15 protein-coding genes are annotated in these 23,407 nt (G+C 48.8%); 3 read left to right on the forward strand and 12 right to left on the reverse strand.

Annotated features, from left to right (window positions below; genetic code table 11):
* Nucleotides 1-70: 70 nt before the first annotated feature.
* Nucleotides 71-1,402 carry an RNA-binding domain-containing protein gene (locus DXD12_RS09755; protein ID WP_118638267.1) on the reverse strand — a complete coding sequence of 444 codons (1,332 nt, stop codon included), beginning with the start codon at nt 1,400-1,402 and terminating at the stop codon, nt 71-73.
* Between the two features lie 242 nt (nt 1,403-1,644).
* Between DXD12_RS09755 and DXD12_RS09760 the strand changes: the two genes are divergently transcribed.
* Nucleotides 1,645-3,216 (forward strand): glucan-binding protein, encoded by a 1,572-nt coding sequence (locus DXD12_RS09760; RefSeq protein ID WP_347561382.1) that lies wholly within the window; start codon nt 1,645-1,647, stop codon nt 3,214-3,216.
* Between the two features lie 222 nt (nt 3,217-3,438).
* On the opposite strand, the gene DXD12_RS09765 is transcribed toward DXD12_RS09760, so the two are convergent.
* Entirely contained in the window at nt 3,439-4,926 is a 1,488-nt protein-coding gene (locus DXD12_RS09765) for a glucan-binding protein (RefSeq protein WP_117796041.1), read from the reverse strand.
* 629 nt (nt 4,927-5,555) lie between these two features.
* On the opposite strand from DXD12_RS09765, the gene DXD12_RS09770 reads away from it, so the two are divergent.
* Together DXD12_RS09770 and DXD12_RS09775 are read left to right on the forward strand one after the other, a co-directional pair.
* Nucleotides 5,556-7,343, forward strand: coding sequence for a phosphotransferase (locus DXD12_RS09770; RefSeq protein ID WP_118638269.1), 1,788 nt, complete (start codon nt 5,556-5,558; stop codon nt 7,341-7,343).
* Between the two features lie 324 nt (nt 7,344-7,667).
* A complete protein-coding gene (locus DXD12_RS09775; protein ID WP_118638270.1) occupies nt 7,668-9,038 on the forward strand; it encodes an N-acetylmuramoyl-L-alanine amidase family protein in 1,371 nt (456 codons plus the stop codon).
* A gap of 111 nt (nt 9,039-9,149) precedes the next feature.
* Here DXD12_RS09775 and DXD12_RS09780 read toward each other — a convergent pair whose 3' ends face one another.
* From DXD12_RS09780 to DXD12_RS09825, 10 genes are all read right to left on the reverse strand, one after another.
* Nucleotides 9,150-11,267: a glutamine synthetase III gene (locus DXD12_RS09780; RefSeq protein ID WP_117796044.1), complete on the reverse strand. Its 2,118-nt coding sequence runs from the start codon at nt 11,265-11,267 to the stop codon at nt 9,150-9,152.
* A gap of 103 nt (nt 11,268-11,370) precedes the next feature.
* Nucleotides 11,371-12,234: a class II fructose-1,6-bisphosphate aldolase gene (gene fba, locus DXD12_RS09785; protein ID WP_022360285.1), complete on the reverse strand. Its 864-nt coding sequence runs from the start codon at nt 12,232-12,234 to the stop codon at nt 11,371-11,373.
* Between the two features lie 118 nt (nt 12,235-12,352).
* Complete coding sequence (gene thrC / locus DXD12_RS09790) at nt 12,353-13,837, reverse strand: threonine synthase (RefSeq protein WP_118638350.1); 1,485 nt, start codon at nt 13,835-13,837, stop codon at nt 12,353-12,355.
* Between the two features lie 188 nt (nt 13,838-14,025).
* Nucleotides 14,026-15,537 carry an SEL1-like repeat protein gene (locus DXD12_RS09795; RefSeq protein WP_233430267.1) on the reverse strand — a complete coding sequence of 504 codons (1,512 nt, stop codon included), beginning with the start codon at nt 15,535-15,537 and terminating at the stop codon, nt 14,026-14,028.
* 37 nt (nt 15,538-15,574) lie between these two features.
* On the reverse strand, nt 15,575-16,456 hold the full coding sequence (locus DXD12_RS09800; RefSeq protein ID WP_118523272.1) for a TPM domain-containing protein: 882 nt from the start codon (nt 16,454-16,456) through the stop codon (nt 15,575-15,577).
* On the reverse strand, nt 16,453-17,538 hold the full coding sequence (locus DXD12_RS09805) for a TFIIB-type zinc ribbon-containing protein (protein WP_118638271.1): 1,086 nt from the start codon (nt 17,536-17,538) through the stop codon (nt 16,453-16,455). The genes DXD12_RS09800 and DXD12_RS09805 overlap by 4 nt, the downstream gene beginning before the upstream one ends.
* Nucleotides 17,539-17,543: 5 nt before the next feature.
* On the reverse strand, nt 17,544-18,854 hold the full coding sequence (locus DXD12_RS09810; RefSeq protein WP_118481937.1) for an SPFH domain-containing protein: 1,311 nt from the start codon (nt 18,852-18,854) through the stop codon (nt 17,544-17,546).
* A gap of 55 nt (nt 18,855-18,909) precedes the next feature.
* Nucleotides 18,910-19,833: an ABC transporter permease subunit gene (locus DXD12_RS09815; protein ID WP_107001434.1), complete on the reverse strand. Its 924-nt coding sequence runs from the start codon at nt 19,831-19,833 to the stop codon at nt 18,910-18,912.
* Nucleotides 19,811-20,773 carry an ABC transporter ATP-binding protein gene (locus DXD12_RS09820; protein ID WP_107001433.1) on the reverse strand — a complete coding sequence of 321 codons (963 nt, stop codon included), beginning with the start codon at nt 20,771-20,773 and terminating at the stop codon, nt 19,811-19,813. The genes DXD12_RS09815 and DXD12_RS09820 overlap by 23 nt, the downstream gene beginning before the upstream one ends.
* Nucleotides 20,773-23,229 (reverse strand): hypothetical protein, encoded by a 2,457-nt coding sequence (locus DXD12_RS09825; RefSeq protein ID WP_118638272.1) that lies wholly within the window; start codon nt 23,227-23,229, stop codon nt 20,773-20,775. Before DXD12_RS09825 ends, DXD12_RS09820 begins: the two co-directional genes overlap by 1 nt.
* Nucleotides 23,230-23,407 lie beyond the last annotated feature (178 nt).

Raw genomic sequence — 23,407 nt, forward strand, 5'->3', positions numbered from 1 at the left:
TTTTTATTTGCAGGCTAAAGTAACGAGAATGCGGTGTGCCGTTTTTCAAACTGATTTGAAAAATTTCAGCCTAAACAGACGTATAATACGTATTTTTTCCAGATCTGATTGCTTGTAATTCTCCTGAAGTACAAAGCTCTTTCAATAATTTAAATGCTTTAGTTGTACCGGAATTTAATATTGCTTCCGCTTCTTTTCGAGTTATTTTCTTGTTTTTATTTACATATTCCAGAATAAGCTGCTTTTCTGTTAATGAAGAAGGCTGTCTGTATACAGCTACAATCCGTTTTTTGGGCAGATTTGTGTGATTAAGCATTTCATTTCGATTTGGAAGTGTAACACGAAATACTCCTTTGGCTGTTTCGAATACAGGCTGTTTGGAAAAATCTTTATATGCGCGTTGAATTTTGCCAATACCAGTTCCATAACTTTCTATCAACATCATTAGATAAAAGATAGCCGCCAGATTCGGATTTCTTGGTTGTGATACGCCTAAAAAAATAGAATCTAATTCCAATCCTGAAACCAGACCGCCCAAAGAAACAAATTCCATCCGGTCATCATAAATATTAATCAGATTGCTGCCACTAAAAGAATAGTCTCTGTGAACAATACTATTTAATAATGATTCTCTGACCGCCTCTTCTGGATAATCTCTCTTGTCAATTCTCTCTAAGCCTGAGAAACTTGCTTTCGTTTTATTGTTTAGATCGATAAACTGAAAAACGTCATCTAGCTGCTTGATAATTGAACCAGAAAATTCTTTCCGATCGCGGAAAATTGCTTTGTCAGTTCCCTGGAAAATGGCAACCTTTGTCGTTACTTCACACTGATCGGATAATAGCAATGCAAGATTTGTATATAAATTATCTTCACCAATCATTTTCAGAGTCATCATCTGAGACGAACCCAATGGTATATTCCGTTTGGACATTTCAGCAGAAAACACCTCAAATGTCAATGCCTGATTCATGCTCCGGCAGGATTCATAGGAACGGATACCGTTTTGAATAATCATTTCACGGATGCCGTCATCCGTCATTGGCTGTGAAGAGCTTCCTTTTCGGACATAAACACCGCTCGGTTTCAATCCTTTTTCTCGGATATAATAAGGGCGATTTGTTCCAGTCGCAACATTAATTTCGATTACTGTTTTTTCCTCTATTTCAACCGTTTTTATATTCACAAATGGCATGATATCTGGAGCAATCGCATCTTTTAACGAACCCGCGACCTGCAACATAACTGAATCTGGATCATTCACTCCAATAACCGTTCCATCTTTTCGAACTCCAATCAAAATGGTACCTCCAGAAGCATTGGCAAACGCAATCACTTCTTTTCGAATATCAGCTACATATTCTTGTTTAAACTCAACTTCCTGATTTTCAAACGATAGCATGAGATTTCTCCTTTCTTTCTCTTATTTTATGAAAGAAAGAAAGGAAAGTCAAGACGCGAAAGAAAGAAAAGAAACGACATTTTTCCCATCGCCCGATACTTTTCCATATCCGAAGTATAATGACCTGGTAATGCAGTTAGGATTTCGAGAAAAATATTTCAAAAAGTAAAAAGGAGAGTGCATTAATTATGAGAAAGCAGACTAAATTAGTTGCAGTACTTTCTGCAGCAGCTTTACTCGCTATGGGTGCTTCCATGACTTCTTTCGCAGCTGGTTGGCAGAAAGATGACGCTGGTGTTTGGCACTACTATGATAGCGATGATGAGATGGTAACAGGCGAATGGAAGAAGGACGGCGGTAAGTGGTTCTACCTTGACGAAGACGGCGATATGCTGACAGATGCTTGGGTAGATGATGACTACTATGTAGATGAGTCCGGTGCTATGCTGACAAACGCTTGGAAATACACTGTATCTGACGAAGATCAGGATGAACCGGATGAGGATGGCGAGCGTTGGTTCTACTTCAACAACAAAGGTAAAAAAGTTGTAAACGATACCAAGAAGATTAATGGTAAAACTTACTTATTCGATAGCGATGGTAAGATGGAGTTTGGCTGGCAGCAGGATAATAACACCGGCGACATGTACTACTATGGCGATGAGAACGATGGTGCTAGAACAGAGTCCAAGTGGCTGTGGCTGGAGAGATCCGGTAACTTAAGCGATGAGGATCTGGATGACGGACAGAATAAAGGTCTGTGTGACGATACCTCTTCTGATCCGTGTGATGACGAAGGTTGGTACTGGTTCCAGTCCTCTGGTAAGATGTACAAAGATAAAACAAAGAAGAAAATCAACGGTAAGTTCTACATGTTCAATGAGCATGGTCAGATGCTGTATGAGTGGATTGACAATAAGAAAGTTTCTGTTGGTTCCAACGCGCAGCTTGATGCAAAACGTGCTGATGGCTCTGTAGCAACTGCTGGTGAGATGCTGTACTACAATGTAAATGAAGAAGGCTGGAGAGCTGATGGCTGGTATCAGATCGATGGTTCCGAGGCTATGAAGACAGACAGCGATACAGACTGGTACTACATCGATGATGGCGAAATGTATCATGCAACAGATGCTGATGATGCAGGTACGACTGATGGCGGTAGTGAAGTTTATGTAATGAGAAAGAAAGTTAAAGTAAGTGGTAACAAGTATTTCGCATTCAATAAAAAAGGTCAGATGCAGGATGGTCTTCAGTACATCATTAAAGATCATGGCTTCTTCTACTTCGATGAGAATGGCTACCAGAAGACTGGTAAAGTTTCCAGCGTAGAGTGCGAAGATGATGATTACACCTTCTACTTCACAACCAAGAACGGTAAGAACGGTATCGGTTATACCGGTGAAAAAGATGGTACTCTGTACTTCAACGGTAAGAGACTGGAAGCAGATGATGATTATAAGTTCTATGTAGTAGATGGAAGTATCTACCTTGTAAATACAAAGGGTAAGATTCAGAAAGCTACCAACAGCAAGAAATATGATGATATCGAAAACGGCGCATACGTTGGAAAAGATGTACATGTAACAACTAACAAGAAAGGTATCGTATCTTCTGTTCAGGTTGGCAATGCAGCAGCAACTAGAAGCGAAGATTTATTAACAGATCTTGCAACAGACATCAATGCAACTGGTTTCGATGCTAAGTCTTATGAAAACGCAAATGATAATAAAGTAGCAGTTCCGTTCATCGATCTGTACGATAGCAATGATGTTTATACCTATACAGGTAGTGATTATGCTGAGGGATGGAGATAATTAAGTATTACTTTAAGTGATTCTTAATTTCAACCGATTAGAATTTCTTAATCTCTCTAAATTAAAGGAGAGCTGTCGCATTCATATGTGGCAGCTCTTTTTCTGACTAAATATGGTAACATTGTTTCTATGCAAAAAGGACTCCGGCATCCCAGATTTCTCTGAGATGTCGGAGTCCTCTTTATATCAAGCTATCAGCTCAATTCTTCAAGTTCAGCTCAATTACGGCTCCCAAACGAAACCATCAGTTGTGCTCTGACCATCTACATCAAAACCACCAGTTCTGATTACATCAGTCGGAAGTGTTGTTGCATTTGTATTCTTCTCATCATCAACAAAGTACTTGTTAACAGTACCGCTCTTGGTTACAGTTACATAACCTTCGCCGCCATCCAGTTCGTACTTCTTAGAAGTAGATTTCTGGATCTTACCAGTCTTGTTAACTACATACAGAAGATTGTTGTATTTGTATACAGCGTAGTCATCATCAGCCTCAAGTCTCTGACCATCTGCGTACAGATAACCATCTTTGATTCCGTCATAGCCCTTACCAGTATCGTTGTTCTTTGTGCTGAAGTAGAATGTGAATGTATCATCATTGTCATCATCAGCAGTTGTCTTACCGGTCTTCATATAGCCATTGTCATCGAAATAGTAGGTATGGTTTGCAATTCTCTGCAGACCTGTCTGCATCTTACCATCCTGATCGAAGCAGAAGTACTTACCATTGATTTTGATTTTCTTTCTGTACTGGGTTGCACCTGTAGAGTCAGTCTGAGCATCCTCAGCGCCTGCCTTCTTAGCTTCGCCCTTCTTGAAGAAGTACCAGTCGGTATCGTTGTCGTTGCCAAGATCCTCAGCACCGTCGATCTCGTACCAGCCTGCTGATCTGGAGCCATCTTCAACTTCGTTAGCGTAGATCATATCGCTTGCGGAAGCGCCTGCTCTGTTACCATCCAGAATAAATTCTGTGGAGGAACCAGTAGCTGTGTACTCCTTAGTATTGATCCACTCGTACAGCATCTGACCATGCTCGTTGAAGTAGTAGTATTTACCATTGATTTTCTTTTTCTTGCTGTTGTCTCTGTATGCTTTACCGTCGTTCTGGAAGTAGTACCAGCCTTCGCTATCACACAGGGAGCAATCATCATCATGAGACGGCATGGAATCGTTATCCTCGTCATCCTCATTCGGCTCTTCTAACCACAGCCACTTAGCATCTGTTCTCCAGCCTTCATCCTCAGTTCCCAGATAGTACCAGTCACCGTTATCTTCGAACCAACCGTATCTCATCTCACCGTCGGTGTTGAAGTAGTAGGTTTTACCGTTGATCTTCTTCTTATCATCGGTTACTTTCTTACCTTTATTGTTGAAGTAGTACCAGTTCTCGCCATCATCATCCGGATCGCTGCTGTCATCATCATCAGCTACTTTGACCCACTGGTTAACCAGCATAGCACCATCTTCGCCTACATAGTAGTCATCGTCTACCCAAGCGTCTGTTTCCATATCGCCATCTTCGTTGAGGTAGAACCACTTACCACCATCTTTTTTCCACTCGTCAGTTACCTGATTGTCATCGCTATCATAGTAGTGCCAAACACCAGCGTCATCTTTCTGCCAACCAGCTGCGAAAGAAGTCATGGAAGCACCCATAGCGAGTAAAGCTGCTGCAGAAAGTACTGCAACTAATTTAGTCTGCTTTCTCATAATTAATGCACTCTCCTTTTTACTTTTTGAAATATTTTTCTCGAAATCCTAACTGCATTACTAGGTCATTATACTTCGGATATGGAAAATTATCAATAGTTTTTTTACAGAATTTCCAACTTTTTATTTTGAAGTGGAATATTGTCTGTATTTCCTATGTTTCTCTTCCCTGTGAAGTACTGCCTTTCTCCGATACATCCACATTATAATACACGTTTTTCCAAAATACCATAACATTTATCTGTGCATTTTCTTACGGATTTTTTACGAAAATTCTTTATAGTTTCGTAATTGTATTTATATTTGTACAATCCCGTTTTAACCTCCAAAATGCCTGTATTTCCAGTATTTTTTACGTTTCTTATTTCCCACAGACCACCTTATCAAGCCTTTCGTCACTGTTCACGCATACGTGCCCAGTAACAGTCTTTATTCTCTCCCCGCAGCATTGCTTTTTCCGTTTACTTTCTCTGTGTTTATGCTATAATGTTCATATATCACTTTTGATTTTATTTTTTGAACACGCAACAGCTAGAACCTATTTTCACTCTTATCCATCTATAATGATGACGAAATACGTGAATATATAAGAGAAAAATAAAAGAATTTAATAATTCAGGAGGTTTTATATGGATCGCTATGGACTGATCTGCCGGAGTTTCTATGAGAATCCGGATGTGACCCAGCGGGAGCTTGCTTCGATTTTGAATCTTTCCCTGGGGACTGTGAATAAATTGCTTGGGGACTGCCTGGAGGAGGCATTTCTCATGACAGATATGGATACGGGGAAATATCTGCTGACCGAACAGGGGCTTAAGTATCTGGAACAATTTAAAGTGGATGGCGCCGTCATTACCGCCGCCGGGTTTGGCTCCCGGTTTGTGCCGCTGACGTTTGAAACGCCAAAAGGGCTTCTGGAAGTGTTTGGCGAGCGGATGATTGAGCGCCAGATCAAGCAGCTCCATGAAGCGGGGATCACGGATATCACAATTATCGTCGGTTATTTAAAGGAAAAGTTTGAATATCTGATCGACAAATATCAGGTCAAACTCCTCTATAACCCGGAGTACGCCACCAAAAATAATCTGGCTACGATCTACCATGCCCGCGAGCTGTTCCGCGGCCGCAATATGTATCTGCTTGTCTCGGACAACTGGATTCGGAACAATATGTACCATAAATATGAGTGCGGCGCATGGTACTCTTCTGTTTATATGGATGGTGAAACGTCAGAGTGGTGTCTTTCTTCTAATAAAAAGGGGCGTATCACATCGGTGCAGGTCGGTGGGCATGATTCCTGGGTCATGTATGGACCTGCGTTCCTCTCGCGTGATTTTTCCAACCAGCTCATTCCGCTCATTGAGGAAGCCTATCATCAGCCTGGCACAGAACAATGGTACTGGGAACAGGTTGTCGTCGATCATATCAAAGAACTGGATTTTTCGATGAACTGCCAGCCGGCGGATCAGGTCTATGAGTTTGAAAACCTGGAAGAACTGCGCCTGTTTGATCCGAAATATCAGAATCATTCGGACAATGCCGCCATGCAGCTGGTCGCACACGTTTTCAATGTAAAGGAGGAAGCGATACACAACATCCGCTGTCTCAAATCTGGTATGACAAACCAGTCGTTCCTGTTTGAGCTGGATGGAAAACATTATATCTGCCGCATTCCGGGTCCAGGAACAGAATTTCTGATTAACCGGAAAGAGGAGGAGGCTGTTTACAAGGCGGTCACACCGCTTGGCATTACCGAACATATTTTGTATTTTGACGGAAAAACCGGCTACAAGATCGCCCAGTATTATGAGGGTGCTCGGAATGCGGATGCAAAGAACCCGCAGGAGATGGCCGCCTGCATGGAGATGCTGCGGAAGCTGCATCTTTCCGGCGTGACGGTTCCGCACACGTTCCGCATCCGGGAACGGATTGATTTTTATGAGAGGATCTGCCGCGGACATGAGGAAATGCTGTTCGAGGACTACCCGGCGGTCCGCACCCGGATGAATGAACTGATGGATCGGCTGGATACACTGGAACGTCCTTGCTGCCTCTCCCACATTGACTCGGTTGCAGACAATTTCCTGTTTCTGCCGGACGGCTCCCTGCGTCTGATCGACTGGGAGTATGCAGGCATGTGCGATCCGCTCATTGATATTGCGATGTGCAGTATTTATTCATATTATTCACAGGAAGAGCTTGACCACCTTCTGGAAGAATACCTCCAGCACGCCCCATCAGACGAGGAACGCTTTGTCACGTATGCCTATGCGGCGCTCGGCGGTTTCCTGTGGGCGCTCTGGGCGGTCTTCAAGAGTATGGAAGGACGCGAATTTGGCGATTACACGATCGTGATGTACCGGTATGCGAAAAATTATTATCGAAAAATTGTTTCCGAGGGCTTGTTAAAATTGTAATATTTCCGTTAGGTATTTTACATTTTTCTATGTTATACTTATAAAGTAATTTGATATGATACCAGGGTCAAAAGGTCAGAAGTTCGACGCAAGCTTGCTTGCAGGAGAATTTTTGACCTTGGAACCCGCCAAAAATATGAGTAAGTAGCCATTTTTCAAAGAAAAATGAGCGAATTACGAATGTTTTTGAAGATTGCGGGAGCATATAGTGCGGAGCAATCTGGTATCAGAGGGGTCAAAATGCCTTTTGACCCCAACATCTTTGATATTAATTTCTACTGTAATCATAGATAACGATAAATCACATTGCAAGGGGGATACGCGATGCGGAAAAGATATGCAAAACTGCTTGGGCTTGCCTGCCTGATCGGTGCCATGGGGCTGCTTCCTTCTTCCCAGAGCCGTGCGGCCGGATGGCTGAAGGACGGAAACTACTGGTACTACATGACCGACGACGGTCAGAAGCATACCGGATGGGTACATATCGGAGAGAAATATTATTATATGGATGAATCGACCGGCAAGATGGTGACTGGATGGCGTCAGGATTCATCCACTTCCGCCTGGTATTATTTCAACCAGAGCGGCGAGATGATGACTAAATGGCAGAAAATCAACAACTACTGGTACTATTTTAACCAGTACGGTGTGATGCAGAAGGGCTGGCTCCAGCTTGATACGGTCTGGTATTATCTGGGCAATGATGGACGGATGTTTACCAACTGGCAGAAGATGGATAACGGCACCTGGTACTATTTCGGCACGGACGGGGCGATGCGGACTGGATGGCAGAAGGTAAACAGCACCTGGTATTATCTCGACGAAAATGGAAAAATGCTGACCGGTTGGCAGCTCATCAAAAATGAATACTACTATCTCCATGATGGCAAGATGCTGACCGGATGGCTCAATGACAGCAACGGAAACACCTACTACATGGACAAGACAGACGGCAATATGAGCCGCGGCTGGAAGCAGATCGACGGCACCTGGTACTATTTCAATGAGTACGGACACCGTCAGAAAGGCTGGATTAAGGTATCCGGCACCTACTATTATCTGGATGAGAACGGTAAGATGGCTTCGAACACAACCCGGACGATTGATTCGGTGAAATACACCTTTGCCAAGAGCGGTGCGTGCCAGAATCCACCGTCCAGTCTCTCCGGCATGAGCGACAGCTATTTTGACCCAAGTGCTTCACAGGGAACAGGGACTTCGTCTGGCAGTTCTTCTTCAAGCAGCACTTCGGGGCCAAGCGGAACGGCTTCGAACAATTCCAATTCAGGGACCTCCAGTTCAGGTAACACCAACAATTCGAATAGTTCCGATCCTTCGACCAGTTTTACTGCACCGGGAAGTTCCAACAGCTCCAGCTCGTCAAATGGTTCTTCGTCGGGCACAACCGTTCCGATTCCTGGAAGCGGCTACAGCAGCTCCACTTCCACGCCGGGCGGGACTTCCAGTTCGTCAGGCTCTTCGAAAAACCAGACAAGCAGCAGTTCCACCAGCGATACCAGCAATGTACCAAGCCGCATCTACAGCAACGGCACGACTTACACCGCACCGACGACATCGAACTCCAGCTCGTCAGGCTCTTCGTCAAATTCGTCCGATAAACGGATTAACGGATTTACCTCCAATCAGGGCAATACGATTCAGGAGGGACAGACGCAGGGTCCTGGACGGAAATAAACCGTATTTGCAAAATATATAATTGAAATAAAAAAGATTTTGACCAACGATTCATAGCTTATATCGATGGTCAAAATCTTTTTAATTAAAATCATACCTTCTAAAAGCTGCCTACACCTCAAACACCAAATCCCCATAACTCGGAAATGGCCATAATTCTTTATCTACCAGCATTTCCAATTCGTCTGCCGGTTTACGGAGAGCTACCATCGCCGGGCACACCTCATGCAGATAGGCGAATGCTTTTTCTTTGTTATCCTTGATCGCAGATGCCTTTGCCAGGATATCTTTGAGTGCCGCCAATGCCACCTTCATCTCTGAAAGTTTATCAGAGGTCTCTAAAAGCAGTTCTTTCTGGACACTGACATCGGCCTCCTCACAGGCAGTCCGGACGGCTGTCAGGGAGGAAGCAAGCTGAGTCGTATATTTGACAACCGCCGGGATGATCTGCTTGCCTGCCATGTCGATCATCGTCTTCGCCTCGATGTTAACAGTCTTGGAATATGCCTCATACTCGATCTCGGCACGGGATTCCAGCTCGGTCCGGGTGTACACGCCAAATTCTTCAAAGAGCTTGATCGCTTTCTCGGTCCGGATTGCCTCGACAGAATCGATACCCGCTTTCAGGTTCGGGAGTCCACGGCGCTCTGCCTCTTTAACCCATTCCTCAGAATAACCATTTCCGCTGAAAATGATACGGCGGTGCTCTGCAAACAGACGCTTGATGATATCATGGACTGCGCTGTCAAAATCATCGCTGTTTTCCAATTCGTCCGCAGCCTCTTTAAACGCCTCTGCCACGATCGTGTTGAGCACGACGTTCGGGGATGAAACAGAATCCGAAGAACCAACCATACGGAACTCGAATTTGTTACCGGTAAACGCAAACGGTGAAGTACGGTTGCGGTCGGTTGCATCCTTGACGAAATCCGGAAGTGTCGCTACTCCCGTCTGAAGTACCTCGCCTTTCTTAGAATGTGCGGCTTCGCCCGTGCTGCACAGCTGATCGATAACATCCTCCAGCTGCTCGCCCAGGAAAATAGAGATGATCGCTGGCGGCGCCTCTGCCGCACCCAGACGATGATCGTTGCCCGGAATCGCGGTGGACTCGCGCAGCAGATCCGCGTGTCTGTCAACTGCTTTCATGATGCACGCCAGAACCAGAAGAAACTGTACATTTTCGTGCGGCGTCTCGCCCGGATTCATCATGTTGATGCCGTCGTCGCTCGTCAGGGACCAATTGTTGTGCTTACCGGAACCATTGATTCCGTCAAATGGTTTCTCATGCAGCAGACAGGTCAGACCGTGATGTCCTGCGACACGCTTCATCGCCTCCATGACCATCTGGTTGTGATCGACTGCCAGATTGACCTGACAATAGGTTGGCGCTAATTCATGCTGTGCTGGTGCAACTTCGTTGTGCTGTGTCTTTGCACTGACCCCCAGACGCCACAATGTCTCATTTAACTCTTTCATGAACGCACCGACTCTCGGACGGATGCTTCCAAAATAGTGATCATCCATCTCCTGTCCTTTCGGCGGCATCGCGCCAAACAGGGTACGACCGGTGTAGATCAGGTCTTTTCTCTGTAAATATTTGTTCTTATCAACCAGAAAATACTCCTGCTCCGGTCCCACATACGGAATCACACGGTGGGAAGTCGTATTTCCAAACAGGCGGAGAATCCGGAGTGCCTGCTCGTTGATTGCCTGCATGGAACGCAGCAGCGGTGTCTTCTTATCCAGTGCTTCGCCGCGGTACGAACAGAATGCAGTCGGTATGTAGAGTGTCACGCCCAGCGTATCTTCCCGCAGAAATGCCGGGGAAGTACAATCCCAGGTTGTATAGCCGCGTGCCTCAAAGGTGGAACGAAGTCCGCCCGACGGAAACGAGGATGCATCCGGCTCGCCCTTAATCAGCTCTTTACCGGAAAACTCCATGATAACGCGTCCGTTGGAATCCGGTACGGAGATAAACGCATCATGTTTTTCTGCCGTAATGCCGGTCAGCGGCTGGAACCAATGGGAATAATGCGTCGCACCGCGCTCGATCGCCCAGTCTTTCATCGCGTGTGCGACAACATCTGCGATGGACGGATCCAGCTCAGCTCCGTCTTCAATGGTTTTCTTCAGTTTTTTGTAAACACTTTTCGGAAGGCGTTCCTGCATCGCCTTGTCATTAAACACATTTTTTCCGAAAATTTCCGGTACATTGATAATCTCGCTCATTCAATCCCTCACATTAATATGAAAACAGACCGGACCGCCGGTATGTATATCCGCGTTGCGAAATGTACATCCCTGCAGTCCGGTCATGAACCTTACTTATTCATCAGGCTTTTCCGATAGAACCGAACAGTTCCATCTTTGTCTTAACCGTCTCTTTGATCGCCTCAAAACCAGGTGCAAGAAGTTTACGCGGGTCAAATCCTTTGCCCTGCTGATCCTTACCAGCCTCGATATACTGGCGGGTTGCCTCTGCAAATGCCAGCTGGCACTCAGTATTTACATTAATCTTCGCTACACCTAAAGAAATGGCTTTCTTGATCATATCTTCCGGAATACCGGTACCACCGTGAAGAACCAGCGGCATATCGCCTACTTTTTCTTTTACGGCTGCCAGCGTCTCAAAGCTTAAGCCTGGCCAGTTTGCCGGATATTTGCCGTGGATATTGCCGATACCTGCTGCCAGCATATCAACTCCGAGGTCTGCAATCGCCTTGCACTCGTTCGGATCTGCACATTCGCCCATACCGATCACGCCGTCTTCCTCGCCGCCGATGGAACCAACCTCAGCCTCCAGGGAAATACCTTTCTCCGCGCAGACTTTGACTAATTCTTTGGTTTTCTCTACGTTCTCGGCGATCGGATAATGGGAGCCGTCAAACATGATGGAAGAAAATCCAGCATCGATACATTTGTAGCAGCCCTCGTAGGTGCCGTGATCCAGATGCAGCGCAACCGGAACCGTGATGTTCAGCTCTTCGATCATCGCTTTTACCATCGCAGATACTGTCTTAAAGCCAGTCATATACTTGCCTGCGCCCTCTGAAACACCTAAGATAACCGGTGAGTTCTGCTCCTGTGCCGTCAGTAAAATCGCTTTGGTCCATTCAAGATTGTTGATGTTGAACTGACCAACCGCATATTTGCCATCTCTTGCCTTCTGAAGCATTTCCTTCGCACTAACTAACATATACAAACCTCCTCGTTGTCTCTTTTTGATCTAACCAGAGTCTATTATATACCATAATTCAGTATTTGCCTAGCCTGTCAAAAAAATAACAGGCAATTATTTTAATATTTTGTAACTTTTACTGTAAAATCTCCGAAACGGTCTTCTCCATCTCCTCCGGCTTGCACTGGCGGTTGTGACGGATCTCTGCCTTGCGGATCTCCTCGATCGCCTGCGGGATCTTCACGCCGGATGCTTTCTCCATCTCGTCGATAAGCTCGAACTCACCCTTGCCTTCTTCGCTGCCGAAGATTGCCTCCATGACGCTGCGGGAGAATTTATATGGGCTTGCCGTCGATGCGATAACTGTCTTCTTGGTATCGCCTGTCTCCTTCACATAGTTATGGTATACGCAGGATGCAACGCCGGTATGCGTATCGATCATATAACCGGTCTCATCATAGAGACGCTTGATCTCGGCTGCATTTGCCGCCTGATCAGCATAACCGCCGACAAAATCTGCCATGCGCCCACGCATCTCGTCGGTAACCGAATATTTGCCATCTTTCGAAAGCTCTTCCATGCGTTTCTTGGTCTCCTCCGCATCGCAGCCGGTGGAGAGATAAATCAGACGTTCCAGGTTGCTGGAAATCAGAATATCCATCGACGGGGAAGAGGTCAGGATGAATGGACGGTTCTTGTCATATACGCCTGTCTTAAAGAAGTCGTACAGAACTTTATTGTCATTGGACGCGCAGATCAGCTTGTCGATCGGCACACCCATCTGTTTTGCAAAATAAGCAGCTAAGATATTGCCGAAGTTTCCGGTCGGAACGGTTACATTGATCTTCTCACCGTTCTCGATCTCGCCGTTTTCAAGCAGCTTTGCATACGCATATACATAGTACACAACCTGTGGTACGAGACGACCGATGTTGATGGAGTTTGCGGAAGAGAGCTGATAGCCTCTGCCTGCTAATTCTTTGGCAAATTCTTTGTCACCAAAGATTTTCTTGACACCGCTCTGTGCATCATCAAAGTTTCCGGAAATACCGACAACGCTTGTGTTCGTGCCCTTCTGGGTCAGCATCTGCAGCTCCTGCACACGGCTGACGCCGTCCTTCGGGTAAAATACGATAATTCTGGTTCCCTCAACGTCTGCAAAACCAGCCATCGCTGCTTTTCCGGTATCGCCGGAGGTTGCGGTCAGGATCACGATCGTATTCTCCGCATGGTTCTTCTTCGCCGATACGGTCATCAGATGCGGCAGGATCGAGAGCGCCATATCCTTGAAGGCAATCGTGCTTCCGTGGAACAGCTCCAGATAATATGCTCCGTCTGCTTTGACAAGCGGCGCAATCTCTTCCGTATCAAACTTACTGTCGTAAGCGCGCTCGATACAGGTTTTCAGCTCTTCCTCTGTGAAATCAGTCAGGAACTGCTTCATAACTGCATAAGCTACTTCCTGATATGTTTTATGGGATAATTCTTCCAGGCTGCAATCTAACACCGGGATATGATCCGGCATGAACAGGCCGCCGTCTGCTGCCAGTCCCTTTAAGATCGCCATCGAAGCCGTTACGTTGTTTTCACCGCCACGGGTACTGCTGTAATTGATTGCCATGATTTTCATCCTCTCTTTTTATCTTTCCCCATCGTCCCCATCTTTGCAAAGGATGCCGGAGTTAAACTTTCTGCCATATAAGTGTTCTGTGTGGTTTTGCAGTTCTCCCGCAAAGTTACGGGACCCCCTGCTCACTTTAGTTAAAAATTCTATCATACTTTATGGCACAGCGCAAGAAAAATTCCCCCTTAATACGTGATCTTCCAGCGCCCAAACAATCCCTTCTTAAAATGGGAAAACCGCCGTGAAGCACTCTCATTTCCCATCTCGATCGCCTTCTGGTAGCACTGTGCCGCCCGCTCGAGATCTTCCGGGGATTCATTTTTCCGTTCGTAGATAAATCCAAGCTCATAGAGTGCATATCCGTCACATTCCGTCTGTGCCGCCCGCTCAAAAAGCTCCTTCGCCTTATTTTCATCGGCGGTGCAGCCTTCTCCCTTCATATAGAGATAGCCTAACTTGGATGCAGACTGCAGGCTTCCGGCTTCTTCGCACCGGTTCAGCCACTCAAATGCTTTTGCATAATCGCGGTCTACTCCCTCTTCGCCCTGGAAATACAGGCATCCAAGAATCTCCATGCACTCTGGATTTCCCTGCGAAGCGCCTTTTTCGTACCAGGAAACCGCCTGCTTCATATCAATCTCGCCGTTCAGACCATCCCGATAGATATTTCCAAGCGCCAGACTTGCCTGTCCGTCGGTCTCGATCCCAGCTGCCTCCCGCAGAAGTTTTTCTGCCCGGACGGTGTCCTGCTCGTCGGACGGGCGCAGATACAGGCGGGCTAACGGAAGCGCCGCCTCTTTGATGCCTGCCGCATATGCTTTTCCATACCAGTAAAACGCTTTTTCATCATCGCGCTCCACCAGTTCATCCTGATAGAACAGATTTCCAAGTTCTTCAAAGCTCTCCGCCTCGTTCCGCGCCGCGGCGTTTTCCAGCGCCTGGACGGCCGCCTGGATATCGCGCTCTGTGCCCTGTCCGTTTAAATACATCTGCCCCAGATACAGCATGGCGCGGGAAGACCCCTGCTTTGCCGCCGCATAGTCATATTGGAATGCAGCTTCCCAGTCTTCTTCCTGGCGGTAATGTTCCCCCATCTGGAAGAGTCCCCAGACCTCCCCGCTGGCGGCGCACTGATTCGCCCAGCGAAGTGCCTCTTTTTCATCTTTTTCCCGGTATGTACCATTCTGGCAGCATTTTCCCATCTTAACCATCGCCGGGATAATGCCGCCGTCCGCCGCCCGTTCGTACCAGAAGAGGCACTGCTCACGGGCGCTCTCAGTCTGCGGCATATAATCGGCCAGATCTTCCCACTCAACTGCCTCGCCCATCTGCCACGCGGCATAGACATCGCCCATCTCAGCGGCATCCCGCACCTGACGGTAACTTTCCTCGATGGAATAACGTGCCGACTGCTTCATCTGTTCGTCATACTGACCGGCGCGCAGCGCTCCTAACACTGCCCGGGCACTTCCCGCCGAAGCCCCCCGCAGGTAACATTCATACGCTTTTTTCTCATTGAACCCGACAGCCCCGTCCCCCCAGCTGTAACAGTGTCCTAAAAAGAACCATGCTTCTGCATCGCCCGCATATGCCGCCTCTTCCAGCCAGGTAACTCCCTGGGCGTACATCGCATCGTTACACTGTTTCCAGATCTGGTCTGCACCTTTCTCACATAAGCCTGTCATCAGGATTGTCATATATCATTCATCCGCCTTCCACACGAAATTGTATCAATTAAAACTTTCTGCCTCCGCCGCCGTGCATCCTTCCGCTGCTGCCCTGATGTATGGTCGTCCTTCCAGCCGAACCGCCCGAAGCGCCCGGACCCGGATTTTTCGGAATCCGTCTGGTCACTACCGACCGGTTTACAAACTGCTCCTCATTTTGGACAAAATGCAGCGCACTGTCCGCCCGGTATGCCATATGGAAACCCAGCGACTGGCGGTGTTCTTTCTGCATCTTATACTGGCGCATCACCGAAAAGCACGGGAGTGCCGCCACGATCGCTGCCGCGACCGCCGCAAACAGCGCCTCATACCATTCCAGGGAATGTTTTTTCTCCTCGCGCACCTGCGTATACTGTCCCGCCGGAACGCCCATCTCCAGATAATTTTCGATGCTGTCGATCGCCCCCAACGCGCCTTCCGCATAGTTTCCATCCGCCACGCTGTCATATGCCGCATCCAGCACCTTCTCTACCCGCGCATCCGTCAGCACTTTCATCGCATACCCGGTGGTAGAAACGTATATCTCCCGGTTGTCCATATCGATCGAAAGCAGAATACCACTCGCATCGTCCCCGACGCCCAGTCCGTGGCTGTCGTAAAAATCATCGGCATAGCTTTCCGCCGATTCTCCCTGTGCGTCCTCGACTGTCAGTACCGCCAGATCGGCATCCTGTGAGTCACGCACCTCATCGATCCGTGTCTCCAGCTCCTGCACTTCTTCCGCGCTGAACAGTCCCGCCTCGTCGAAGACGCGCGTGCCTTCCGCCGCCCATATAGGGCTGACCTGTGAAAATGAAATAAATGCTGCAACGGAGAAGCATATAAAATCTTTCAGCCGTCCATATTTCTTCTTTTTCTGTGTGACTCCCGCATTTTGATTCTCTATCATATCAGGTATCCTCCCAGCAGCAAAAGTACAAACACAGGAATGAAAATCGTCAAAAACAGGCGCACCAGTTTTTTCGAATCAACCGGCAGGACGCCGCAGACCTTTCCATTTTCCCCATTCATCGCAAAATAGTACATCTGCCCGTTCTTCGGATCCGGGTAGGTCATCATCCACACCGGAAGCATGGCATAGTTCCATTTTTCCCCCGTGATGGTCTCCCGGTGGTTCCGGATATCCACATGATCGTAGCCGGAGACGCTATTTTGCAGGGATTCTCTCGTATACTGCTTGATCTCCTGCTCAATCTCCTGTGCAAATTCTTCCTTTTCCCGGTCGCGCCGCTCCGCCCTAAATCCCAGAAAATAGCCTGCCTGAAACGGGCGCAGCTTCTTCATATCAAACGGAAGCACGGTCTCGGCAAGGCTGCGGTCCGCCTGCTTTAACGCGTTGCGCGCCACATCCTTGATGGGAAGCTCCGCCTTTTTCTCCAGATGGTAACGGCTCGTCTCGATATACTCGATCTCCCCCGCCACCGTCACGCGTTTTTGCAGCGCCTCCGCCTGCATCTCACCGGATACCTGGCAGCTATACATCCAATATGGATAATAAATTCCTTCCAGATACTCCATCTGACGCGGCGAGTAGAAATCATCCGGCACATACTTTTTCTTCTGAATCCAGTTTTTAAAGATTTCTTTTGCCTTTTTCTTGTCGATCTCAAACGGAATCAGACCGTCCGGGCGGTATTTACCGTCCAGACTTCCCGAAAGGACCACCGGATTGTGACAGTAACAGCAGTACGTGGATGCTGTCGTCTCCTGTGCCACAATCTCCGCGCCGCAGCTCGGGCAGGTATAGAGAACCATCTTAGACTCCGCCTGCTTCTGGCTCTCTATCTTTTCCGCTTCCGGCATTCCACCCGGCTTCGAAGCTTCCTCTGACTTTCTGGCTGCCTCTTCCATCTCTTTCAACGTCTCTTCCGTAAACGCTGAGAGGCAGTATTCACATTTAAATTTCTGCGTCTTCGGATCAAACACCAGTCCGCCGCCGCAGTTTGGACACTTATATGATTGTATCTCCATACGCCCTATGACCTCGGTTTTCCGCATTCGGAACAAAACTTACCTGTATTGACCGTTCCGCAGCTGCAGGTCCACGGACCGGCTGGTCTTGGCTTGCCGCACTCGGAGCAGAACTTTCCGTGGTTGACATTGCCGCACTCACAAGTCCAGGATTCTGCCGGAGCTGCCGCACTGCCCTGCGGCGCTGCGTTCTGTCCTGCCGGTTGTGCATAGCCGCCCTGTGGTGCTCCCGGCTGCTGTGCATAACCACCCTGCGGCGCTCCATTCGCCTGCCCCGGCGCATAGCCGCCCTGCGGTGCCGCATATCCCTGCCGCGCCGCCTGCTGCATCTGCATCTGCTGCAGGTTGGACGCCGATGCGGCGCCCATAAATCCGCCGCCGAAGTTCATGCCGGCGCCCATTCCCATGAAGCCTGCCATCGCACCGCTTCCGTTGGAACCGGCTGCCTCAAAGCCGCGTGCCATCGCGCCCTGCACATACCCCTCGCGCACCGACGGGTCGCCGAGCATCGCGCCCTGATTCCGCATATTGATGAGTTTCTGCGATTCTTCATCATAGGAAATGCTGGCGATACCGACTGACTGGATCTCCATGCCACGCAGACGGTTCCACTCCTCATCCAGCGTCTCCGCCATATAGCGTCCCAGTTCCCTGCCTTTGGAGGCTACAAAGGAAATCCGCACGCCATCCGCCGACATCTGGTTGATCGAGGTCTGCAGCGCTTCCAGAAACTCCGCTAAATACTGCTCATTGATGGAATCAATCTCCACCTGATCCTGATTTTTCGGAATAGCCTCCGCATAAAATTTCAGTGGATCCGTGATCTTGATGGAGTAAGTTCCATGTGCGCGCAGAAACAGCTCGGAATTATAGAATAAATCAAAATAGTTGATTGGCGTCCGTGTACCGAACTTGATTCCCTTGATCTCCTGGAGATTAATATAGTAGACCTTCTGTGCATACGGCGTCTGTCCGCCATAACGCACACGGTTGAAGGATTCTTTCAGTGCATCGCCGAACTGTCCGTTAAACAGAGACGGCAGGGATGAATTCTGCACTGTATAATAACCCTCTTCCGCTGTATAATCAACGACCTTACCGCCGTCCACCAGCATCATAAACTGATTCGGGTACACATGGATCACAGAACCATTGGACACCGTTTCCGGTGTTCTCTTCCGGTTCTCCCCGCGGCGTGTCTGCACCCCCGCTGAAAATACGGTCTGTTCCCCCATATTTTCCGGTTCAATCACTTCCAGCCACTGATCTGCCAGCCCGCCGCCGACCGCGTGTGCCGCTGCTCTGATAATTCCCATACTCACTGCCTCCTTCTCCAAATTCATAGTTTCTCTGTTTTTCTGCTTTTTCTATCTATCGGTTATCCTTCCCTTTATTTTTCCCATGCCGATTCCATTTTCCCGGCGTGATCGCCCATACTGCTGCCGCGATCAGCACCATCGCCAGCATACACTGCAAAATCAGGCTGCACGCCGTCCAGTGTGCTGTGATCGCATTGTCTGGAAATACGCCAAACAGTGGCTCGAACCATTTTCTCATGTCGCCGCTTCCCGCCTGTCCGTTAATTACATTATAAAACGAGACAGCCGGATTGAAAAGAAAGAGATAGCGTAAAATGCCGGAACTTGCCATTTCCGATGCATTGAGATTAGATGCATACGAATTTGCCGCCCGGAGCGCCATCCGGTATGCAAACAGATTGACCGCCATCGTTCCCGCCGTCAGCGCCACCACCGTCACATAGGAGCAGACGGTCGATACCGTCGAGCGGCGCAGCACCGATGAATAAAAGATCCCGATACTGCCCGTTAAAATTGCCACAACGCCGTGGCACAGGAACAGCATCCCGATGTCCTGCAGCGTAACGCCCCCGTAGACAAATACGAGCGCCTGTACCGGAAGCGCCGAGACCGCCAGCACCAGCATCGTCACCAGCGAGGACGCCAGTTTTCCAAGCACCATGTCACGCGGCTCCATCGTGGTCGTCAGCATCAGTTCCAGCGTCTGGCGTTCCCGCTCGCCGCTGATACTGCTGGCAGTCAGCGCCGGCATGATGAAAAGCAGCATGATAAATTCGATCGAGGAGACGAACGTGTAGAGATCCAGAAACTGCGAATACTGGATCTCCGCCGTCGTCCTGACCTGTTCCGCCACCGAATACATATTAAACAGCGCCACCGCCGCCAGAATACTGTTAAAAACAAACAGAATCGCCATCATGCGGATGCTGCGGCTTCCGACTGTCATTTCCCTCCTAAATACCGGATTCCATCTCATGTTTCAGCACCGCCCTCTCTTCTTCATGTCCTGTGATCTGCATAAACAGTGATTCCAGGCTTCCCTTCTCGCGCATAAAGCTGCTGACCATCACATCCGCATCGATAAGCTGCTGCAAAAGCAGCGCCTCATCCTGCCGATCCCCCAAAAAGCCCAGCTTGATCTCATCCCCCTGCACCGCAATCGTCTGCACGCAAGGATGGCTTTTCAGGATCGCAAGCGCCTTTTCTTTCTGGCTGAAAATCGAGATCAGAAGCGGATTGGACGAGTTGATCCGCGCAAAAATCTGATCCATGCTGCCCTGCAGGACCGTTCTTCCCTGCTCAATGATGCCGATCGAGGTACAAAGCTCTGACAATTCCGATAAAATATGGGAGCTGACGAGCAGCGTTTTTCCCTGATCGCGCAGTTCTTTCAGAATCGCCGTATACTCCACCCGGGTGCGCGGATCCAGCCCGGAAGCCGGTTCATCCAGGATCAGAAGATCCGGATCGTGGATGAGCGCCCGCGCCAGACAGAGGCGCTGCTTCATACCTCTCGAAAGCCCGTCCACAAAAAAGTCCTCTTTATCTTCCAGCCGCACCTGTTCCAGAAGCGTATGGCAGCGCGTCCGCGCCTGCAGCCCCGTAATTCCGTAGCAGGATGCAAAAAATTCCATATATTCCGATACTTTCAGGTTATCATATACTCCGAAGAAATCCGGCACATAGCCGATCCGCCGCCGGAGTTCTTTTCCGTCTGAGTAAACATCCAGTCCGCCGATCTCCACCTCGCCCTCATCGGGAACGAGAAGTCCCGCAAGAATCTTGAGCGTCGTCGTCTTGCCTGCCCCATTGGGACCCACGAATCCAAAGAGTTCCCCGTCCGCGACCTCCAGATTCAGCCCATCCAGCGCCTGAAAATTGCCATATCGTTTTCTGAGGTTTTTAATCGTCAGCATCACTCTCTCCTCCCTACGACATAGATTCTTGGAAGCTGGCTTTCCCAGCCATACTCTCCCGTCTGTTCCGGCACATATTTGACGGTCAATGTGTTCGACGGAGACAGGTACGGCGAAAGCTCCTTTGCCGAATACTCTGATTTCAGCTCGATCCGGTCATTGCGCCCGGTCTCATAGTTATAGAAATACATGCTTCCGGAGAAGGATGACATATACGGATAGAGCGGATTTTCCGAGAATCGCGGTGACAGAGTCTCAAACGTAAGCTTTTCAATGACAAGGTCACTTCCCAGCGAATATTCGACCGTCGCAGCCTCCGCTGTTTCCCCGCTATACATTGTGTTGTACGCCGCCTCATAATTTCCGGCGAGCACCGTTGGATCTTCCTCAAGCGCCGAACGGTAAAGTTTTCCGTCTTTTTCACGGTTCAGCGGAATTGACTCGGTCACCATGCAAAATCCTTCCCGAAGTGTCCTCGCATCCGCCAGGAAATCTTCCTCTCCCTGGCGCTTCCGGGTTGAAAATGCCACCAGGCACCCCTCGGACGGATTGCGCCCCGCGCCGGAATCCAGATAAAAGCTCAAAAGTCTCGTCTGCTCCTGCGCCTTTAAATAGTCTGGATCCTCAATCTCCGCTTTCTCATACTGATCCGCCCCGGTCACCATCTGTGCTGCCGCATACGAATAGCTGACCGGATAATTGCAGGTCTCCTTTCCATTCAGAGAAATCGTCTGCCCAGGCTCTAATCTTCCCAGCAGCACTGCTTTCCCATTAATGAGCAGAGCCGCATTCTCCAGCGGTTCCTCAAAACAGTTTTTTACCGTTCCAGACACCACGCCGTCAAAATAGGAAATATTTCCCTGAACGCCCATCGCGTCCGTTTTCTCCAGCTCACGACGCAGGGTAAACAGATTCGGTGAAAATGCGACCGTATCCCGCATTTTAATTTCGACCCGTTCCGGCTGATAAACAAAGTTCGTATGATACTCTTCCTCACCGGTAAAGCGCACCGCCGAAACCGCATCGTAATAGTAACTGCGCGTCATCGGGCGCACCTCATAGCCCGGCTTTAAACTCACCGAATACGGCTTGTTATAAGGGCTTCGGATGTTCATATAAGTGGCTTCTTCCGCCTCTTCTCCCGAGGTATCCAGAATCGACGCATACGTCACAAACGGCTCCCGGAAGCGTGTCTTTACGCCCAGCGCATAAATAATGCCGGTAAACAAAAACGCCCCCAGTGTCACCGCCGGCAGATAATACCGGTAAATTCCCCGCTTTTTTAAGTAGAAATAGATGCCCGGACCAATCAAAAGCAGGTAGACCACCACGATCGCCGTGTACGCCGCAACCTTCGGAAGCCGCCCCGCATTACCGGTGTTGACCAGCCCCTGTACGCTGAAATACGAGCCCGAATAACCGTAGTAATCCTCCTGTGCCAGCTCGTCCACGGTATCACTTCCCAGCACCAGCGTATACAGCTTTTCAAATGAGGATGGACTGGTCAGGCACAAATCGCTGATCGCATCCATCGAAAAGGCAGCTGCCACGATCCGCCCCTGTTTGCAGTTCGTATGGGATAACAGCGGGAACACTTCCCCCGCCAGCAGAGTGCTGCCGTTCTTCAGGTTCACATCGACGCATTCTGCCTGGATCTCCCCCGTCTGCTCGCCCGGTGCCGTCTCCCCGCCCAGACTGACCGGAACGGTTACCGCATCCAGATACGGCGGCTCCAGCACCTTCTCTGCAAACCTGCCATAATTTCTCGCACAATCCACACCGCCGCCAAAGAGGATCGTACCGCCGTCTTCCACCCAGCGCCGCAGCGCCTCATACTGGACATCGCTGAGGGAATCCAGGTCAAATCCAGACACAATTACCAGATCCAGCGGATCGTAACCCAGCCGGTCATCCGGTGCCTGCTCGGCATCCAGAAAAACCGCCCGCGTCCGAAGCGTCCCATATCGGATGCCCGCGCCGTCTAAATAAGAAAGTGCCTCCGGCGTATCCGTCAAAATTCCGATATAACTCTCCGCAACGTCCTCCTCAGAACCAAGTTTCAGACGTTTCCGGATGACCGTTTTCCCGTTTACATCCTGTACCGATACAAACATCTGATCCGCCCGCACACCCAGCGGGATATAATATTCCTGTTCAAACTTCTCCCCCGCTGCCAACGATAACGGATAGGAATACTGGTACGCCTCCAGACTGGACTGCGCGGTCAGAAACTCCAGCGTTCCCTCAAACGGCGCTGTATCATTATTCAGAAGGACCGTTACCCGAAGGTAACGGTCGCTCTTTGCCGTATTGTCAAATCCATAGGAAACATCCATCGACAGCGGCGCATCTGCTTCCTTCTGTGAGGCATATGCGTACCCCGCAGGAAGGCAGAATAGTGCCATCCATCCGATCAATATCGCAAAAAAGAACTGTATTCCCCTCTTTTTCTGCATCCTTTCTCTCCCTATCTGTAACTGTTCACGCATACGTGCCCAGTAACGGAATTTGCCGTGGCTTCGCATTAAATACGGCAAATTCCTGCTGCCACCATGTTTTCTTACGGCACTTTCGGTTCCAAAAGTGCCTACCTATGAACAGTAACCAAAAATCCATTAAAATGTCTATTAGATT

It is taken from the genome of Clostridium sp. TF11-13AC, from assembly GCF_003481065.1.
GTDB classification, from domain to species: Bacteria; Bacillota; Clostridia; order Lachnospirales; family Lachnospiraceae; genus Otoolea; species Otoolea fessa.